The 17,152-nt window shown below is 64.4% G+C and carries 16 protein-coding genes; 5 read left to right on the forward strand and 11 right to left on the reverse strand.

The window, feature by feature from the left end; all coding sequences use genetic code 11:
- Positions 1 to 32 precede the first annotated feature (32 nt).
- Together ACTJK6_RS07015 and ACTJK6_RS07020 are read right to left on the reverse strand one after the other, a co-directional pair.
- Positions 33 to 1,280 (reverse strand): nucleoside recognition domain-containing protein, encoded by a 1,248-nt coding sequence (locus ACTJK6_RS07015; protein ID WP_232041922.1) that lies wholly within the window; start codon positions 1,278 to 1,280, stop codon positions 33 to 35.
- A gap of 31 nt (positions 1,281 to 1,311) precedes the next feature.
- The gene (locus ACTJK6_RS07020) at positions 1,312 to 2,229 is read right to left on the reverse strand and encodes an ion channel (RefSeq protein ID WP_232041921.1); all 918 of its coding nucleotides are present in this window, start codon (positions 2,227 to 2,229) and stop codon (positions 1,312 to 1,314) included.
- A gap of 142 nt (positions 2,230 to 2,371) precedes the next feature.
- On the opposite strand from ACTJK6_RS07020, the gene ilvA reads away from it, so the two are divergent.
- The 3 genes from ilvA to ACTJK6_RS07035 all read left to right on the forward strand — a co-directional run bounded on the left by ilvA (position 2,372) and on the right by ACTJK6_RS07035 (position 6,263).
- The gene (ilvA, locus tag ACTJK6_RS07025; protein ID WP_232041919.1) at positions 2,372 to 3,892 is read left to right on the forward strand and encodes a threonine ammonia-lyase, biosynthetic; all 1,521 of its coding nucleotides are present in this window, start codon (positions 2,372 to 2,374) and stop codon (positions 3,890 to 3,892) included.
- Positions 3,892 to 4,728 (forward strand): NADPH-dependent 7-cyano-7-deazaguanine reductase QueF, encoded by an 837-nt coding sequence (queF, locus tag ACTJK6_RS07030; RefSeq protein ID WP_232041918.1) that lies wholly within the window; start codon positions 3,892 to 3,894, stop codon positions 4,726 to 4,728. The genes ilvA and queF overlap by 1 nt, the downstream gene beginning before the upstream one ends.
- A 224-nt stretch (positions 4,729 to 4,952) precedes the next feature.
- Positions 4,953 to 6,263, forward strand: coding sequence for a transporter (locus tag ACTJK6_RS07035; RefSeq protein ID WP_232041917.1), 1,311 nt, complete (start codon positions 4,953 to 4,955; stop codon positions 6,261 to 6,263).
- A gap of 1 nt (position 6,264) precedes the next feature.
- Here ACTJK6_RS07035 and ACTJK6_RS07040 read toward each other — a convergent pair whose 3' ends face one another.
- From ACTJK6_RS07040 to ACTJK6_RS07060, 5 genes are all read right to left on the reverse strand, one after another.
- Positions 6,265 to 6,798, reverse strand: coding sequence for a hypothetical protein (locus ACTJK6_RS07040; protein ID WP_440076641.1), 534 nt, complete (start codon positions 6,796 to 6,798; stop codon positions 6,265 to 6,267).
- A 43-nt stretch (positions 6,799 to 6,841) separates the two neighbouring features.
- Positions 6,842 to 7,525 (reverse strand): C39 family peptidase, encoded by a 684-nt coding sequence (locus ACTJK6_RS07045; protein WP_433866258.1) that lies wholly within the window; start codon positions 7,523 to 7,525, stop codon positions 6,842 to 6,844.
- 19 nt (positions 7,526 to 7,544) lie between these two features.
- Positions 7,545 to 7,979 carry a hypothetical protein gene (locus ACTJK6_RS07050; RefSeq protein WP_260803090.1) on the reverse strand — a complete coding sequence of 145 codons (435 nt, stop codon included), beginning with the start codon at positions 7,977 to 7,979 and terminating at the stop codon, positions 7,545 to 7,547.
- 124 nt (positions 7,980 to 8,103) lie between these two features.
- Positions 8,104 to 9,396 (reverse strand): hypothetical protein, encoded by a 1,293-nt coding sequence (locus ACTJK6_RS07055; protein ID WP_440838607.1) that lies wholly within the window; start codon positions 9,394 to 9,396, stop codon positions 8,104 to 8,106.
- 705 nt (positions 9,397 to 10,101) lie between these two features.
- Positions 10,102 to 11,817, reverse strand: a complete 1,716-nt coding sequence (locus ACTJK6_RS07060) for an AMP-binding protein (RefSeq protein ID WP_414560155.1) — start codon at positions 11,815 to 11,817, stop codon at positions 10,102 to 10,104.
- 232 nt (positions 11,818 to 12,049) lie between these two features.
- Between ACTJK6_RS07060 and ACTJK6_RS07065 the strand changes: the two genes are divergently transcribed.
- Positions 12,050 to 12,559 carry a gluconokinase gene (locus tag ACTJK6_RS07065; RefSeq protein WP_232043087.1) on the forward strand — a complete coding sequence of 170 codons (510 nt, stop codon included), beginning with the start codon at positions 12,050 to 12,052 and terminating at the stop codon, positions 12,557 to 12,559.
- A gap of 16 nt (positions 12,560 to 12,575) precedes the next feature.
- Here ACTJK6_RS07065 and ACTJK6_RS07070 read toward each other — a convergent pair whose 3' ends face one another.
- The 4 genes from ACTJK6_RS07070 to ACTJK6_RS07085 all read right to left on the reverse strand — a co-directional run bounded on the left by ACTJK6_RS07070 (position 12,576) and on the right by ACTJK6_RS07085 (position 16,241).
- Positions 12,576 to 13,370: a hypothetical protein gene (locus ACTJK6_RS07070; RefSeq protein WP_343620897.1), complete on the reverse strand. Its 795-nt coding sequence runs from the start codon at positions 13,368 to 13,370 to the stop codon at positions 12,576 to 12,578.
- 57 nt (positions 13,371 to 13,427) lie between these two features.
- Positions 13,428 to 14,399 carry an alpha/beta hydrolase gene (locus ACTJK6_RS07075; RefSeq protein WP_232041911.1) on the reverse strand — a complete coding sequence of 324 codons (972 nt, stop codon included), beginning with the start codon at positions 14,397 to 14,399 and terminating at the stop codon, positions 13,428 to 13,430.
- A 274-nt stretch (positions 14,400 to 14,673) separates the two neighbouring features.
- Positions 14,674 to 15,507 carry a hypothetical protein gene (locus tag ACTJK6_RS07080; RefSeq protein WP_045203800.1) on the reverse strand — a complete coding sequence of 278 codons (834 nt, stop codon included), beginning with the start codon at positions 15,505 to 15,507 and terminating at the stop codon, positions 14,674 to 14,676.
- Between the two features lie 152 nt (positions 15,508 to 15,659).
- Positions 15,660 to 16,241 carry a tetratricopeptide repeat protein gene (locus ACTJK6_RS07085; RefSeq protein WP_232041910.1) on the reverse strand — a complete coding sequence of 194 codons (582 nt, stop codon included), beginning with the start codon at positions 16,239 to 16,241 and terminating at the stop codon, positions 15,660 to 15,662.
- 330 nt (positions 16,242 to 16,571) lie between these two features.
- On the opposite strand from ACTJK6_RS07085, the gene ACTJK6_RS07090 reads away from it, so the two are divergent.
- Entirely contained in the window at positions 16,572 to 17,150 is a 579-nt protein-coding gene (locus tag ACTJK6_RS07090; protein WP_232041909.1) for a TetR/AcrR family transcriptional regulator, read from the forward strand.
- The last annotated feature ends 2 nt before the right edge of the window (positions 17,151 to 17,152 follow it).

Genomic DNA, 17,152 nt, shown 5'->3' on the forward strand with positions numbered 1-17,152 from the left:
TCGCGGCGTCGCTTGGGGGCCGCCCTAGCCGCTCAGGCGAAGAACAGATAGGCGACCAGCACGGCGCCAATGAGCCCGATCAGGTCGGCCCACAGGCCACACGCCAATGCATAACGCGTGTCCTTGATGCCGACGCTGCCGAAGTACACCGCCAGCACGTAGAACGTGGTCTCGGTCGAGCCCTGGATGATGGCGGCCAGCTTGCCCTGGAAGGAATCGACGCCGTACGTGGTCATCACGTCGACCATCAGGCCGCGCGCACCGGCGCCGGACAACGTCTTCATCAGCCCCACGGGCAACGCCGGCACAAAGCGCGTGTCGATGCCCAGGTGCGCGAATAGCGCGGAAAGCCCTTGCATCAGGAAATCCATGCACCCCGCCGCGCGAAACACGGCAATGCCCACCAGCACCGCCACCAGATAAGGGACGATGCCGATCGCCACCTGAAAGCCATCCTTGGCGCCATCGACGAACGTTTCGTACACGTTGATGCGGCGAATTGCCCCACAGACCAGGAACGCCACGACGATGGTGAGGATGGCGCCCGCGCCGATCAGTCCGATCCACGCCGCCATCTGCTGCGGCGGAAACTGGCGCAGCCATGCAAACAGCAGCCCCATCGCCGCGACAAAGCCGCCGAAATACGCCAGCAGCGCAGGCTTGAACAGGTTGATGCGCTGGTACCACGCCACCGCCGCAATGCCCGCGCAGAAGCCGATGAACGTGGACAGCAAGGTCGGCAGGAAGATGTCTGCCGCGTTAAAGCCGACCAGCCCCTGCTTGACCGCCATGGCCTGGCGGATGGCGATCACGGACGTCGGCACCAGCGTCACGCCAGCCGTGTTGAGCACCACGAACATCAACTGCGCATCGCTGGCGCGCTGCGGCTGCGGGTTGATCTGCTGCAACTCGCGCATGGCCTGTAGACCAAGCGGCGTGGCGGCGTTATCCAGCCCCAGCACGTTGGCCGAGACATTCATCATCATCGCGCCGTTGGCGGGATGGCCGGCTGGCACGGAGGGAAACAGGTGCCGCATCAGCGGGTTCACGAGCCGCGCGAACAGATCGACCACGCCGGCGCGCTCGCCCACGCGCATGATGCCCAGCCACAGCGCCATCATGCCGGTCAGGCCGATCGCAATTTCGAAACCGGTGCGCGCGGCATCGAACATGCCGGTCAACATGCGCGAGAAGACTTCCATGTCGCCCTGCACCACCTGAACGCATGCGGTAACGAAGGCAACGAGGAAGAAGGCGAGCCAGACGAGGTTCAGAGCCACGGGGAGTGCGCGTTGGAATCGGACAAGCCGCTCATTGTGCCTGCGGGGGCGTCTCGATCGGATGGATCAGGTGGAAGTTGTCGTAGTCGACCGACGTGACGCCACCCTCGTCGCGGATGAGGTCGGCATACCGATAGTTCCAGCGGATCTCGTCATGCCGCCAGGAATAGCGCGCCTGCACGGTTTGCGCGGCGGTCTCGTCGGCGCCCTCGATGGTGAGCAGCAGCAAGGCGTCACCGGCGGCGAGCGATTCTGCGGTGGCGCCATGCAGCGGGCTGGTTTCGTCGATGACGTGCATCATCACCCAGCCCAGCAGGAAGATCGGGTGCTCGCTGCGCTCCAGCTTCAGGTCGTGGATCTTGTAGATCGAGTAGCCCTCGGGCGAGACCTCGTCCTGCATCAGGCGCAGCCGGGCGGTGGCCTCTGCGATGACGTTCTGGCGGGCATTGGCTGCCCGCAGCATCAGCGTGGACCTGCCGTTGAGCGGCCGCACGACAACGTTGCGGGCAAACATGATCTTGGCGCGCGGGCGCGAGAACCGCGCAAATACCAGCCCCGTCGCCATGGCGATGCCCGACATGCCGATGAAGATCTCCAGCGTGGCGATGACATGGGCATAGAGCGTTTGCGGGTGCATGTCGCCATAGCCCACCGTGGCCAGCGTCTCGACGCTGAAGAAGAAGGCCCCCACGAAGCCCGGCGGCGACTGGTTCGCGATCGCGCCGTCACCCAGCGAATACAGCCCCGCGAATACCGCATTCAGCGCCAGGAACATCGTCGCCAGCAGCGCGAAAAAGGTCGGCCAGTTGACTTCAAGCGCGTGGTGATAAAGGTCACGCCAGCCCAGCGGAGGCATGCCGTAGGCAATGACGTGCTGCGTGCCAGACCAGACTTTGCGACCGCGGCGTGCGCGCCCGGCACGCTCCGAGGAAGACGACGGGGTGTTCATGGAGGCCTCTCGCCGATGATGCGCCGCGCCCGCCCGGACGCGGCCGAGGCAGTGTACCGACCGGCACGCCGGTCCGACAAGGCGCACAAGACGCCGCGTGATAGGCTTACGGGCTCTGTTCACGTCCAACCCGGTCCGCACCATGGCCATCGATTACCTGAAGAAAATCCTGACTGCGAAGGTCTATGACGTCGCGGTGGAAACCGAGCTGAAGTTCGCGCCAAACCTGTCGGCGCGCACCGGCAACCGTGTCTACCTCAAGCGCGAGGATGACCAGCCGGTGTTCTCGTTCAAGCTGCGCGGCGCCTACAACAAGATGGCCTCGCTCACGCCGGCCGAGCGCAAGCGCGGGGTGATTACGGCGTCGGCGGGCAACCACGCGCAGGGGGTGGCCTTCAGCGCGGCCCGGATGGAATGCAAGGCCGTGATCTGCATGCCGGTGACGACGCCGCAGTTGAAGATCGACGGCGTGCGCTCGCGCGGCGGCGAGTGGGTCGAGGTCGTGCTCCACGGTGAAAGCTATTCCGACGCCTACAACCACGCCGCCAAGCTGCAGGAAAAGCACGGCTATACCTTCGTGCACCCGTTCGACGATCCCGACGTGATTGCCGGTCAGGGCACGATCGCCATGGAAATCCTGCGCCAGCATCCGCAGCCCCTTCACGCCATCTTCTGCTCGATCGGCGGTGGCGGTCTGATCTCCGGCGTTGCGGCCTACGTGAAGGCCGTACGGCCGGACGTCAAGGTGATCGGCGTGCAGAGTGTGGATTCCGACGCCATGGCGCGTTCGGTGGCGGCGGGCAAGCGCGTCGAATTGAAAGACGTCGGCCTGTTTGCCGACGGCACCGCGGTCAAGCTGGTGGGCAAGGAAACCTTCCGCATCACGCGGGAGCTGGTCGACGAGATCATCACCGTCGATACGGATGCCATCTGCGCGGCGCTCAAGGACGTGTTCCAGGACACGCGAAGCCTGCTGGAACCTTCCGGCGCGCTGGCGCTGGCTGGCCTCAAGCAGTATGCCGAGACGCACAAGCTGAAGAACGAATCGCTGGTGGCCGTGGCCAGCGGCGCCAACATGAACTTCGACCGCCTGCGCTTCGTGGCCGAGCGCGCCGAAGTGGGCGAGGCGCGCGAAGCCGTGTTTGCCGTGACGATTCCCGAAGAGCGCGGCAGCTTCAAGCGCTTCTGCGAGCTGGTCGGCTGGTCGCGCAACGTGACGGAGTTCAACTACCGCATCGCCAGCAAGGACGCCGCGCACATCTTCGTGGGTGTGCAAATTGCGTCGCGCGCAGAGGGCGACAAGATTGCCGAGAATTTCCGCAAACACGGTTTCCCGACGCTGGACCTGTCCAACGACGAACTGGCCAAGCAGCACATCCGCTACATGGTGGGCGGGCGTTCGCCGCTGGCGGAAAACGAGCATCTCTACCGGTTCGAGTTTCCCGAGCGGCCCGGCGCGCTGATGAAATTCCTCTCGAGCATGAGCCCGAACTGGAACATCAGCCTGTTTCACTACCGCAATCAGGGCGCGGATTCGAGCAACATCCTCGTCGGCATCCAGGTACCGAAGAACGAGAAGCGCGAGTTCAAGGCGTTCCTCGCCACGCTGGGCTATACCTATTGGGACGAAAGCGAGAACCCCGTCTACAGCCTGTTTTTGTGATGAGCAACCAACCCGAACATTCGCCGCTGGGCAAGACCTCCGCCTACAAGACGGAGTACGACCCGAGCCTGCTGTTTCCGATTCCGCGCCAGGGCAAGCGCGACGAGATCGGCCTCGCCGCCGGCACGCCCCTGCCCTTCTTCGGCGTGGATCTCTGGAACCTGTACGAGCTGTCGTGGCTGAACCTGCGCGGCAAGCCGCAGGTGGCTGTCGGTACCGTGATCGTGCCGGCGGACTCGCCCAACATCGTTGAATCGAAATCGTTCAAGCTGTATCTGAATTCGTTCAACCAGACGAAGGTGGCGTCGCACGAAGCGCTGCAGCAGTTGATCCACCACGATTTGTCGGAGGCGTGCGGCGCGCCGGTGCAAGTGCGCATCGTGCCGCAGGAGGAATTTGCCCGGCAGAAGATGGGCGAGCTCGATGGCCTGCTGCTCGACCGCCTGGACATCGAAACGGATGTCTACCAGCCCACGCCCGAGTTGCTGCATGCCGATGAGGAAGAAAGCCCGGTCGAAGAAACGCTGGTGTCGCACCTGCTGAAGTCCAATTGCCTTGTAACGGGCCAGCCGGACTGGGGCAGCGTGCAAATCCGCTATGTGGGTGCGCCGATCAACCAGGAAGGGCTGCTCAAGTACCTGATTTCGTTCCGCGAGCACAACGAGTTTCACGAGCAATGCGTGGAGCGGATCTTTACCGACATCCTGCGCCAGTGCCGGCCCGTCAAGCTGGCCGTGTATGCGCGCTACACGCGGCGCGGCGGGCTGGACATCAACCCGTTCCGCACAAACTACAACACGCCGTGGCCGGATAACCTGCGCAATGCACGTCAGTAAGCGCTGACGCTACGCAAGACACGCAAGGCGCCTTCGGGCGCCTTTTTTCTTGCCTGAGCGATCCACCAAACGGGCAGTTCGGCCTCGTCCATTTTGTGGACGGCTCCGCCCTGTCGTTTCACGACCGCTCGCCTATAGTGGTATCCGCAGTACGCCACCCGGGGGAAATCGTGAAGGGCCCATCCGCATTTCGTGGACAGGGCGCTCTCGACGGGGACATTGCCATGAAGAACGCACCATGGGGGCCGCTTCGCGCGGTTGCGTGCGCATGCCTGCTGCTGTGCGGCAGGTCGGCACTTGCACAGACCAACGAGCCGGTGGACGACAAGCCACCTAGCCTGGAAGCGCTGCAGCGCGAGCTTGCCGATACGCAGGCGCGCCTGCAGGAACTCAAGCGCTCGATCCAGCAACAGGAAACGCACTTGCGGCGCATGCGGCGCGCGCTCGGCATGAGCGATGGCCGCCTCGACACCGTGCGCGGTGCCGGTGCCCCTGGCGCGGCAGGCGACGCATCGCAAATTGCGCAGAACGACCAGCCCGGCACCACGCCTGTCGGCAAACCGCCGGAGCCGCCTGACCGGCCGCCACGCATCGCGCAGATCTTCGATGAGCCCAGCGCGCTTACACCGCCGGGCAAGGTCGTCGTCGAGCCGTCATTGCAGATGGCGTATTCGTCGTCCGACCGCGTGGCGCTGGTGGGCTACACCATCATCCCCGCGCTGCTGATCGGGCTGATCGACGTACGGCAGGTCAAGACCACCACGCTCACGGGCACGGTTGCGTTGCGTTACGGCCTGGCACGGCGCTGGGAACTGGAAGCGCGCGTGCCCTATGTGTACAGCGCCAGCGACACCGTCAGCCGCGAACTGTTCACCGGCACCGCGACAGACAACGCCTTCAGCTCGCATGGGCGCGGCATTGGCGATGTGGAACTGACCGCGCGCTACCAGATCAATGCGGGCGGCGTCGACAAGCCGTTCTACATCGGCTGGCTGCGCTTCAAGACACGCACCGGCAAGGATCCGTTTGAAGTCACCACCGATTGCGTGACGCGCTGCGTGAGCAACACCACGGGCACCGGCCTGCCTCTGCAGCAGCCCACGGGCTCGGGCTTCTTCGCCGTTCAGCCGGGGCTGACGTGGCTGTTCCCGACAGACCCGGCGGTTTTCTTCGGCAGCATCAGCTACCTGCACAACTTCGAGCGCAAGGACGTGAGCCTGAACCTGGTGGACGGCTCACAGCAGTTCCTGGGCAACGTGAAAGCCGGCGACATCATCGGCCTGAACTTCGGCATGGGGCTGGCGCTGAACGAAAAGGCATCGTTCTCGATTGGCTACGACCAGAGCATCATCGCGCCGACCAAGCAGAACGGCCAGCGTGTGCCGGGCTCGGTGCGGACAATTCTGGGAACGTTGCTGGTCGGATATTCGTACCGCCTCTCGCCCAAGATGTCGCTGAATCTGTCGGTGGGGGCAGGCCTGACGCGCGACACGCCTGACTTGACCGTCACGCTTCGCCTGCCGATCCAGTTCTAACTCAGTGCAGTGTGGTGGCGACGTTGGCCAACGCGCCTTGCAGCACGTTGGCTAGATTCATCTGACGGAATTGCGGCAGGCTGTTGACCGCCGCATTGATGGTCGTCACCGCCTGCAGCGTCTGGTTGTTCAGGCTGTTCTGGATGACCGTGGCCGCCGCTGCCGCGCCCGCGCTCACATCGGGCGGTGCGACATTGTTGGGGCCGTTCTGCACGAGGTTGACCGTGTTGACCACCGAGGCCAATTGCTGCGCCTGGGTGGCCGTCATGCGTGCCACATCGGGGATGTTGACCGATGCGCTCGCCACCAGATCGCCGTTGACGTAGACCGCCCGGTCGATGCCGAACGAGATGCGCAGCCCTGCGAGCGAGGGCACATCAAACCCGCCGCGCATGTCGTCGAGCTTGTCTTCGGACACGGCGTGCCAGGCATGGACGGGATTGTCATCCATGCCATCCATGCCGGCAGCAAACGCATGCCCGGCCGCAGCCAGCGCAAACCAGCCGGCCCACGCCATCTTGCCAAACCGCTTCATGATGCCCTCCTGCCGGACGACCGGACTGCCATGCAGACGATGCTCAGAAGTCGGAAGGACCGTGCTTGGGAACGACGATGTTTCCCAGGCCACTGCGGTCCATGCCCTCCTCCAGCGGCGCACGCGGTGCCACGCGCCAATCCGATGCGGCATTGAACGTCGCCCCCGCCTCGCGGTTGTGGACGACGAACAGCAAATGGTTGTCCCACATGCTCTCGAAACTCGCACGCGGGATCGCGCGTGTGCCCATGGCCGGATCGCCCACCAGCACGCGCCCTTCCTGCACGCCCTTGACCACCACGAAGTGGTGATAGCCGTTCTCGGTCAACAGCACGATGGCCGGCAAGTGGGCGTCCTTCAATGCATCCAGCGGCTGCTCGAAACCATCGGCCTCAAAGCCCACAGACTGCAGATAGCGTTTGATGTCGAGCAGCGAAAAGCCTTCTCGCCGGATCTTCTCCTGGTTGCCATGCTCGTACATGGCCTGGAACACAGCCTGCTCGCTCACCGGATAGCCGTACTGATACGTGAGCAGCGTCGCCACTGCGGCCGACCCGCAACTGAAGTCGAAGCGCTGATGCACGGTGCGCAGATAGCGCGCGGCCTTCATGCTCGTCACGGGCACGGCATACGTGCCGCCGCCCGTGCCGAGCATGTCGATCGCGCCCGCCAACGCGGGCCCGCACATCAGTGCCATCAGCACTGCACCGCACGCCTTGCGCATCATTCCGTCCTTCACAACGAACTCAAGGCCGGAACTGCACGTTGACGATGGTGGCGTTCTGGATCAGCACGTTCGCTCCGCTGTTCTGGATGACCGTGGGGATCCCGCTGGCGTTGGCAAACGAGCCGTCGCGCACGATGTTCGACCCCGTCGCCACGTTCACGGCGGCGTTGTCGCTCACGGTGCCCGACAGGCGCGCGTCATTGACGGTCTGGTAGAGATCCTGCGTGCCGCCGCGATAGCTGTCGAGCCGATCTGCACCCACCGCATGACCGAACCCAGGCACCGACACGGCCGCGGCGACCGGGGGACGCACCGCTTCCGTATTGGCTGTCTGAGCACCGTCTGCGATGGACGCATCGTCCGCCGCCATCGCCGCTGCCGCTGGCCACCCTGCCAGGCCGCATGCCAACCACCATGCTGCCCATCCTGCTGTGGTTCTTCTGTCGGATCGCATCGAATGTCTCCTATACGCTCCAACTGCGGGCCGGACCACGGATGCGGTCCGGCCCTGTCCACCGCCATGCGCGCAACATCAACGCACGCGCAGCGGCACTTCCCCGCTCACACCCGATGTCGACTCAATGGCCGACATTCAGGTTGGCCTGCACGTTGACGCTTTGCTGGACGAGAGATGCAAAGCCGCTGTTCTGGTTCGCAATCATCACCCCGGCAGCGGACTGGCCGACACTGGTCATGGCGTTGGACATGTTGAACGTGCCTGCGTCCACCATGACCGTGCCGCCTGCACCGCCGGTGCCACCCACCGCACCGTTGCCGACACCGCCATTGCCCACGCCGCCTGCACCGCCGGCCGCACCGACTGCACCCACAGCGCCATTGCCCGCAGTGGACGATGCCGCGCCGTTGGTTGCGCTGCCGTTGGTCGCGCTGCCGCCTGCGCCGCCATTGCCGGCCACGTTGGTAGCTGCACCGCCCGCACCTGCTGCGCCGCCCGTGCTGGTGCCGGTGGCCGCGCTCGTGCCAGTGCCTGCGCCACCAGACGCTGTAGAGCTGCCACTGGTGCCGTTACCGCCCGCCGCGCCGTTTCCGCCGGCCGCGGCTGCAGCGCCGCCCGTTGCTGAGCCTGAGCCGTGATGGTGATTGGCGTCACCGCCATTGGAGCCACCGGCACCGCCGCCGCTGCCTCCAGCGCCACCGCCCGCCGCACTGGCGCTGCCTGCCAAGCCACCCAGGCCCGCGCCCAAGCTCGCCGACAGCGTGCCGGAACTGCCGCCGCTACCACCGCCGCCTGCGTTGCCTGCAGCGCCACCGCCATTGCCACCGTTGCCGGCCACTGCGCCGCCGTTGGTCGCACTGCCGTGCGTGACACTGCCCGAGCTGCCGCCCGCGCCACCGCTGCCGCCTGCACCGCCAGCGCCACCATTGCCGCCAGCGCCTGTGCCGCCGTAGCCGTATCCGCCACGCCCGCCGGCACCGCCATTGGCCGAGCCGCCATTGTCGGTGGCGACGTTGCCGATGCCCGACACGCTGATGTTGGTGACGGTGCCATCCAGCTTCGAAACTGCAATTGCCTTGCTTGTGTTAAAGGAGTTGGTGAATGTTGCCGTTGCCATACCGCCGTTGTTGGCGGCGGCGGTGCCATAGCCGTCTGCATTGGCCCAGCCGCTGTTGTCGCGGTTACTGCCCTGGCTTTGGTTGTTGTGCTGATTCGAGTTATCGGTTGCCGTGGTGGTTGTGGTGGTTGCGGTGTTCGTCGTCGTGTCTGTGCTGGTGTTGGTTCTGTTGATGGTTGACGTATTGGTTTGGGTCTTGTCACCCGCGCCGGACGCCGTGTTCCCGATGTCGGCCAATGCAACGCCAGAGACCCCCAATCCCATGGCGATCGCGGTGGCCAGTAAGGTCTTCTTCATAACGCACTCCATAAAGGTGAGAGGGACGGCTGGAAACGCAGCCAGTGAGGCCGGCGCGCTCTGCCTGTGGGAAAAACATGACCCACCCCGGGGCGGCTCGTTTGCATAATCGGTGCCAACTTCCCGGCCCGCCCCACACGGGTGTTCTAAGCGTTTGAAAACGCAAAAGTTTCACCGGCACGCGCATACATGGGCGCGCGCCGTGCCACGCAATCGTGTCGACACATGCAACTTTTGGGGGGCTGTTGGCGCCTTTTCGGTTGCGGCACCGATACACCGTCGTGTCACGCATGGCAGCCATGGCACGCATGACCTTCGCGCGAAGACGCAAACCACACGCACGCATGCGCGCAGCGAAGATGTTTGAGACGGACGATTGGGTGGGTGTTTCAGGCGTGATACACCGCCGCCTCGTCGTTCACATTGCGTGAGCGGTGGGTCGCCGGCGGGTGAGCGTGCCGTGGCGCACGTCGCGTCGTGTTGCGCGCCTCGATGGCATGCACATCGCGAACACGCGGCCTTATGTGGCCGTTTGATTGCGAGTGCCCCCTATCAGCAAGACGCACGCGGGAATCGTGTCTCGGTTTTTACCCCGGGCGTTGCCCAGGCAGGCGAACAAAGCTGCGCGCGGCAAGCATCGTCAAGGCAACGAAAAGCCGCGCGCAACCGGTTGGCATTTCAGCGGCGAAACCGCAAGCTCCGGTTTTAGGCCGTGGCGGCCACCGTCAGCTTGAGTTCTTCGATCATGCGGTCGCGCATGACGAACTTCTGCACCTTTCCCGTCACCGTCATCGGCATCTCGGTGACGAAGCGGATATAACGCGGGATTTTGTAGTGCGCGATCTGGCCCTGACAGAACGTGCGAATCTCTTCTTCCGTGGCCTGCTGGCCGGGCTTGAGCACGATCCACGCGCAGACCTCTTCGCCGTACTTCGGGTCGGGCACGCCAAACACGTTGACGGCCTGCACCTTCGGATGCCGGAAGAGGAATTCTTCGATCTCGCGCGGATACACATTCTCGCCGCCGCGGATGAGCATGTCCTTCACGCGGCCGACGATGTTGCAGTAGCCCTCGGCATCGAACGTTGCCAGATCGCCCGTGCGCATCCAGCCGTCGTGGATGGATTCGGCGGTCTTGGCCTCGTCGTCCCAGTAGCCGAGCATGACCGAATAGCCCTTCGTGCACAGCTCGCCCTTTTCGCCCACGGGCACGACCTCTCCCGCGCCATCCACCAGCTTGACCTGCAGATGCGGCTGGATACGGCCGACAGTGGTCACGCGCTTGTCGAGCGGGTCCGTTACGGCGCTCTGGAATGACACCGGGCTCGTCTCCGTCATGCCGTACGCGATGGTGACTTCACGCAGGTTCAGCTCCGACACCACGCGTTTCATCACCTCGATAGGGCAAGGCGATCCGGCCATGATGCCGCCGCGCAGCGTCGATACGTCAAAGCTCTTGAAATCCGGATGATCGAGCTGCGCGATGAACATCGTCGGCACGCCGTGCAGTTGCGTGCAGCGTTCTTCCGCCACCGTGCGCAGCGTGGCCAGCGGATCGAACGCCTCGCCCGGAAACACCATGCACGCGCCCGTGGCCGTGCAGGTGAGCACCGACATGACCATGCCGAAGCAGTGATACAGCGGCACGGGAATGCACAGCCGATCGCCCTCTTGCAGGTTCATCGCCATGGCAACAAAGCGCGCGTTGTTCACCACGTTGACATGCGTGAGCGTGGCGCCCTTGGGCGCGCCGGTCGTGCCGCTGGTGAACTGGATATTGATGGCGTCGTCAGGCGACAGCCTGGTCGTAATGGCATCCAGCGCATCAACGGGTACGCTTTTTCCGCGCGCAATGACGTCGGCAAAGTTCAGCATGCCGGGGGTTTCGGCCTCGCCCATCCGGATGACCCAACGCAGCGCCGGCAATTTGGCCGCGTTCAACGCGCCGGGCTGCGCGGTCGCCAGTTCTGGCGCGAGCGTCTGCAGCATTTCGAGATAGCGGGAGGTCTTGAACGCCTCGGCCGCCACGATGGCCTTGCAGCCGACCTTATTGAGCGCGTACTCCAGCTCTGAAAGCCGATATGCCGGGTTGATGTTGACGAGGATGAGCCCCAGGCGCGCTGTCGCGAACTGCGTGAGCACCCATTCGACGCGGTTGGGCGACCAGATGCCGATGCGGTCTCCCCGTTCGAGCCCCAGCGCGTGCAGGCCGGCGGCCAACGCATCGACCTGTTCGGCAAAGGCACGCCACGTCCAGCGCACGTTCTGTTCGCGGAACACAACCGCCTCGTCGTCGGGGCAGCGGCGTACTGTTTCCGCCAGCAACGCCGAGACCGTCACGTGCGCCAGCGGCACCGCCGTATCGCCCACGACATACGACACACCGTTGCGCGGTCGCGCGTCGAAAACCTCACCAGCCATGGATGTCTCCTCCAATCAACGTTGGCCTTTTTGGGGCCTTGTTCTGAATGATTTGTAACCAATGCTTCCACCGCAATTTGACGCAGCTTGACGTATTTGGCAATCCGTTGCCGGACGAACAATGACGCGGAACAATTGCTGCGCTGCAGCAGCAAAAATCGGTGGATGCCGCCATCAACGCGCTAACATGCCGGCCTGACGTTTTGCGCTTTCTTGCACGTAGGGAATGACGATGATCGTAGTAGTGATGGGTGTTTCGGGTTGCGGCAAATCCACGGTGGGCCAGAAGATTGCCGAGCGGCTCGGCTGTGCTTTCCGTGATGGCGACGAATTCCACTCCGAGGCCAACCGCGCCAAGATGCACGCCGGCATCCCCCTGAACGATGACGACCGCAAACCCTGGCTCGAATCCATCCGCGCCTACATGGATGAGAAGACCAGCTCCGGACAATCGCTGGTGGTTGCCTGCTCCGCGCTCAAGCAACGCTACCGCGACGTGCTGCGCGGCCCCGCCGGCAATGCCGAGTTCGTCTATCTGAAGGGCGACTTCGATCTGCTGCAAAGCCGTCTGGCTGCACGGAAAGACCACTTCTTCAACCCGAACCTGCTGCGCAGCCAGTTCGAGGCACTGGAAGAGCCCACCGACGCGGTCATCGTCGACATCGCGCTGCCGCCCGAAGCCATCGTCGACCAGGCTGTCACGCAACTGCAGGCTCGCGCCGCGCACCGCCCGGCCGCCTGAACCTGCCCGATCAGGGCTAGCCGCGCCTGAGTTGTTGCAACACGGCTTGCACCTCGCCGTTGCACACGCGGCTCATGCGCTCCTGCTCACGCGGCGTATCGATCTGCTCGTGCGCCTGCAGCCCCAGTTCGATCAGCGATTGCACGCGCGGCAGCCAATGGCGCGTGAGCGCTGCCTGCAGATCTGCGGCAATGCGGTCTGGGTCTCCAAAGTAGAGCCGGCCGCCGTATTCGCTCTCGATCTCCTTGCGGATCACCTCGGCGGCGTGCGGCAGCACCGCTCGGTTGACGGCCACATGCCGCAACTCATGCTCGCGGATGGCGTTGTACGCGCAAGTGCCCGGCGCAAATTCGCGCGCCACCGTCACCCGGAAGTTGTTCAGTACAAGCTCCACCGAGATGGACGGCCGCAGGCAGGTCGTAGCCGGCTGTGTGGCGATGGCCATGTAGCGGCTGTTGACGTCGAAGCGTGCGACCAGCGTCGCGTACGTCTTGCCCAGCACACGCGCTGAGCGGTCGTACGGCGGCGCTTCGGCGGTGAGTTGATCGACCGAGCGGTCGTTGGAGAAAGACAGCGGCGTTTCAGTGGCGCGCACCTCCACGCGCATCGGGCCGAGCGCCTGGTCGCACGCCTTGAGCCAGTGCGATTTGTTGGCATTGAAGGTGGGGCCGCCCGCAGTGCCTGTCGCGGCGGCGACATTTTCGATCGGCGCAAAACGCACATCCGCCAGCCTCAGCCGATGCAGCCGACTCCATTGCCAGGCGCCGGCCGCCGCGGCCAGCACCAATCCCAATACCACCACCCGACGCATGCTGGGCTCCCCGTTTGCGCATCCCGACCGGGCTACGCAGGGGCGCCATCGGTTGGGTCATGCCGGTGTCAGTTCCACCGGTTCTCGGTTCTCATGCTGGGCGGCGACCAATCGCCTGATCTGCTCGCCCGATCGTTTGAGCGCTGCGCGCGCCTCTGGAAGGAAAGGATAGAAGATCGGCCACACGTGCGGAAGCCGCCGCCCCATTTCTACCGAAACGGATACCCCGGCAGCCCTCGCGCGCTCGGCCATTCGGAGGGTGTCATCGCGCAGCACTTCGCTGGTGCTGACATAGCAGTGCAGCGTGGGCAGGCCCGTGAAATCGGCATACAACGGCGAGGCGAGCGGATGGTCCGTCGGCGCGCCCGAATCGCCCAGGTACAGCGCCGCACCGTGCGCCATCCAGGCACCGCGAAACATCACGTCGGATTCATCGTTGTCGATCAGGCTCTGGCCGGTGGCTGCCAGGTCCGTCCACGGCGAATACAGCACCGCGCCGGCGGGCAGCGGGTCAGCCGCATCGCGCAAGGCCACCAGCAGCGCCAACGCCAGCCCGCCGCCCGCGGAATCGCCGGCCACCACAATGCGCGATGGCGCCACGCCCTGCGCAAGCAGCGTGCGATACGTGAAGAGCGCATCTTCCACCGGTGCTGGAAACGGATGTTCGGGTGCCAGTCGGTAGTCCGGGACGCACACGCGGGCCCGCGCATGCGTGGCGAGGCCAATGGTGATCGGGCGATGTGTGCGCGGGCTGCAGAAAAAATAGCCGCCGCCATGCAGATAAAGGACGACGGGCGCATCGGCATGCAGGTCGGGATCAGCGGGTTCGATCCATTCGCCGGTGAGGCCGTCGCCGCCAGCGCCATGGGCCGGCACGATGCGCCAGTCCGGCGGCAGCTCGACCGGTACGGGCATCTTGCGCTTTTCAGCGTGCAGGCGGGTCGCAATGGGGTCGAAGGGTTCCCGCTCGGTCGGCTTCTTGACCTGGTTGCGCACCATCCTTGAGACGACCCAGTTCTGCCAGCTCATCGCGCAACCCTCCGCTGCAAAGTCTCAGGCTAGCGAGGAAGCGCTGCCCAGACAATCGGTTCCCACCCTGCTTGGACGCGAGTGTCCCCATGGGGCAACGCCGTCTCTCAAGCCGTAGCAGCAAGCCTGCCCAAGGGCGACAAGCCGAAAGACGCGCGCTGAGCGCACCCCCGCTTCAAAAGCAAAAAGCCTGCGACGCAACCGCCGCAGGCTTTTTGCTTTCGCACCTTCGGGCGCTGGAGTCCCCTCTCAGTGCGGGCCCCGTTGAGCCCGATCAGTTGACCTTGAGCTGACCGCCGCGGCCCAGGCCGCCCTTGACGTCCTGCGCCTTGTAACTGCGCAACGCGACGACCATCTTGTTCCACGCGTCGATAAAGGCGACCACCGTGGCCTTGCCTTCCGGCGTGCTGGAGAAGCCGGCCAGACCGCCGCCCACGCCGCCGCCGAAGCCGGCCAGCACGGCGCCATAGTTCGTCGCCGTCGAGCTGCCTTCCGCAGCTGCGATCTGCACGGCCGAGCGCACGTCAAACAGCGTCAGCGTCACGACCGAAGCCTTCGACCTCACGCTGCCGGCCAGCGCGGCGATGGCGCTGTTGCCCAGCAGGCCGCCCACGGCGCCCGCCACACCGCCGATCGGCGAGTCGTTGATGATGATCTGCGGCTCCATGTAGTAGTCAGCCGCCACGCGCTGGCCCTTCTGCTGCTTGGAGCCGGCACGGTATTCACCGGAGTTGCGCTGCAGATCGGTGATGCGCGACAGGCGTGCGTCGGTCTTCTGGTTGCCGATCGACGTGATCACGAAGCAGTTCGATTGCTGCACGGCCATGCGCAGCAGCGGGTCGATGGTCGTCACCTTGGTGGCGCTGCCGAACTGGCCGTACCAGTCGGCATTGCGGCCATCATCCATGGCGATGGTGCCCAGCGGCGAGGCGCAGCGCTCGAGCGTCGGGTCTGCACCCACGCTGGAGCCGCCGGCTGCAGCACCGCTCACGCCGGCGTTCTGACCGCCCGGCGTCACCATGCCGCCGCCTGCGCACGCAGCCAGGGAAGAGATGATCAGTGCTACGCCTGCGGCCTTGGCAGTGCGGCTGAGAAGATTGGTTTTCATATTGTTGTGTGGCTCACATTGAGTCGATGTTCGGCTTATGCGTCCTGCGACTCAATAAGCCCCCCTTGATCAGGCGTACGGGGTGTGCAACAGGCTTTCCCCCTCCCCGAACGGCCTTGAAACGCTTTGAAACGGATGACTGCGGCGTCTGCTCAGTACCAGTACCAGCTCGTCTGGCGCCAGACGCCGAGGTACGGATAACCCGAATACCAATAGCCGTAGTAAGTGCTGCGCCATTGCGTGCGCCACTTGTAGTCGTCTTCGTCGGATTTCTTGGCCGCGCGTGCCTGCTCAAGCAGCTTCTTCGATTCTTTGTCGCCGCGGCTCACGGCAATCGACAGCCATTTTTCAGCTTCGCGCGGGTCGGAGCCCATCTCTTCCAGCCCGAACAGGTAGAACGCGCCGAGCGCCTTTTGCGCCTGCAGGTTGCCGTGCTCGGCAGCCTCGCGCATCCAGTTCAGCGCCTGGTAGCTGTCCTGGCGGACGCCGTCGCCGCGGAAATAGCGCAGGCCCAGGTCGTACGCGGCCTTGGGCTCCCGCTTGGCAACTTCCTTGAGTGCCGCAATGCGCGGATCTTCGTCGGGGATATTTGCCTGATCAAACGCCACCTGGGCTTTCGGCCGATCGGCACAGCCGCGGTCATCGCACACCCGCACCACATCGCTGGGCGGCTGCGGCTGGGCACACGCTGCCAGCAGTGACACGACCCCCAACATCAGCAAACGATTCCGCATTCGCCTGACCCTCATTTTTATTGTTGCTGTTGATTGGAGAGAAACTCCGTTGAGAGCCTGGCGAGTGCCGGTCGTTTTTGCGATCCCGTTCGCAAAACCGGCAGCCGCCAGATCGGCTGCGCAACGCTTTCTCTTCCGCGCCCCCGCAGGATTTGCGGGCACATGATATAGATCGGTCTACTTTAGCGTGAAGCGTGTGCCGTTGTGTTATCAAAGCGTAAAGCTGACGAAGCAACAACACGCTGCAGCCGACCGTTTTCGGGGCAAGCCGCCAAGGTCGCAACAAGGGGCCGATGCTAAGATGCGGCTCGGCAATCAAGAGAGGTAGCAATGCGCGCAAGTAAGCGCCAACAGGTGGTGGACAAGGCCGGCGAGCTGTTTTCCAAGCACGGCTTTCACCCCGTGGGCGTCGATTGGATCATCGACGAGTCCGGCGTCGCTCGGATGACGCTGTACCGGCACTTTGCCGGCAAGGAAGATCTGATCAAGGAAGTGCTGGAGCAGCGCTATACCTTCGTCATGGGCAGCATTGCCGAGACGCTCAGCCCCATGCCCGACGCCACTGCCCGCCTCAAGGGCATCTTCGATTGGTACGGCACGTGGTTCCGCACCCCCGAGTTTGCAGGGTGCCTGTTCGAGCGCGCACTGGCGGAGTTTGGCGCCACCTGCCCCAAGGTGACCGACGTGGCAGTGCGCTACCGCGACGATCTGCTGGCAATGATGGAAACGCTGCTCAAGGATGTGGTGCCCGCCAATGCGGCGCGACAGCTCGCGGGCGTGTATGTGATGCTGCTGTCAGGCGCCACGGCCGACGCCCGCGCGATTGGCGATCCGTCCGCCGCGTCACAGGCCTGGCAGGCCGCAGAAACCCTTCTGAACCAGGCCAGGGCGACCACCGAAGCGGTCTAAAC

The sequence above is a fragment of the Ralstonia sp. 22086 genome, assembly GCF_052045975.1.
GTDB classification, from domain to species: Bacteria; Pseudomonadota; Gammaproteobacteria; order Burkholderiales; family Burkholderiaceae; genus Ralstonia; species Ralstonia wenshanensis.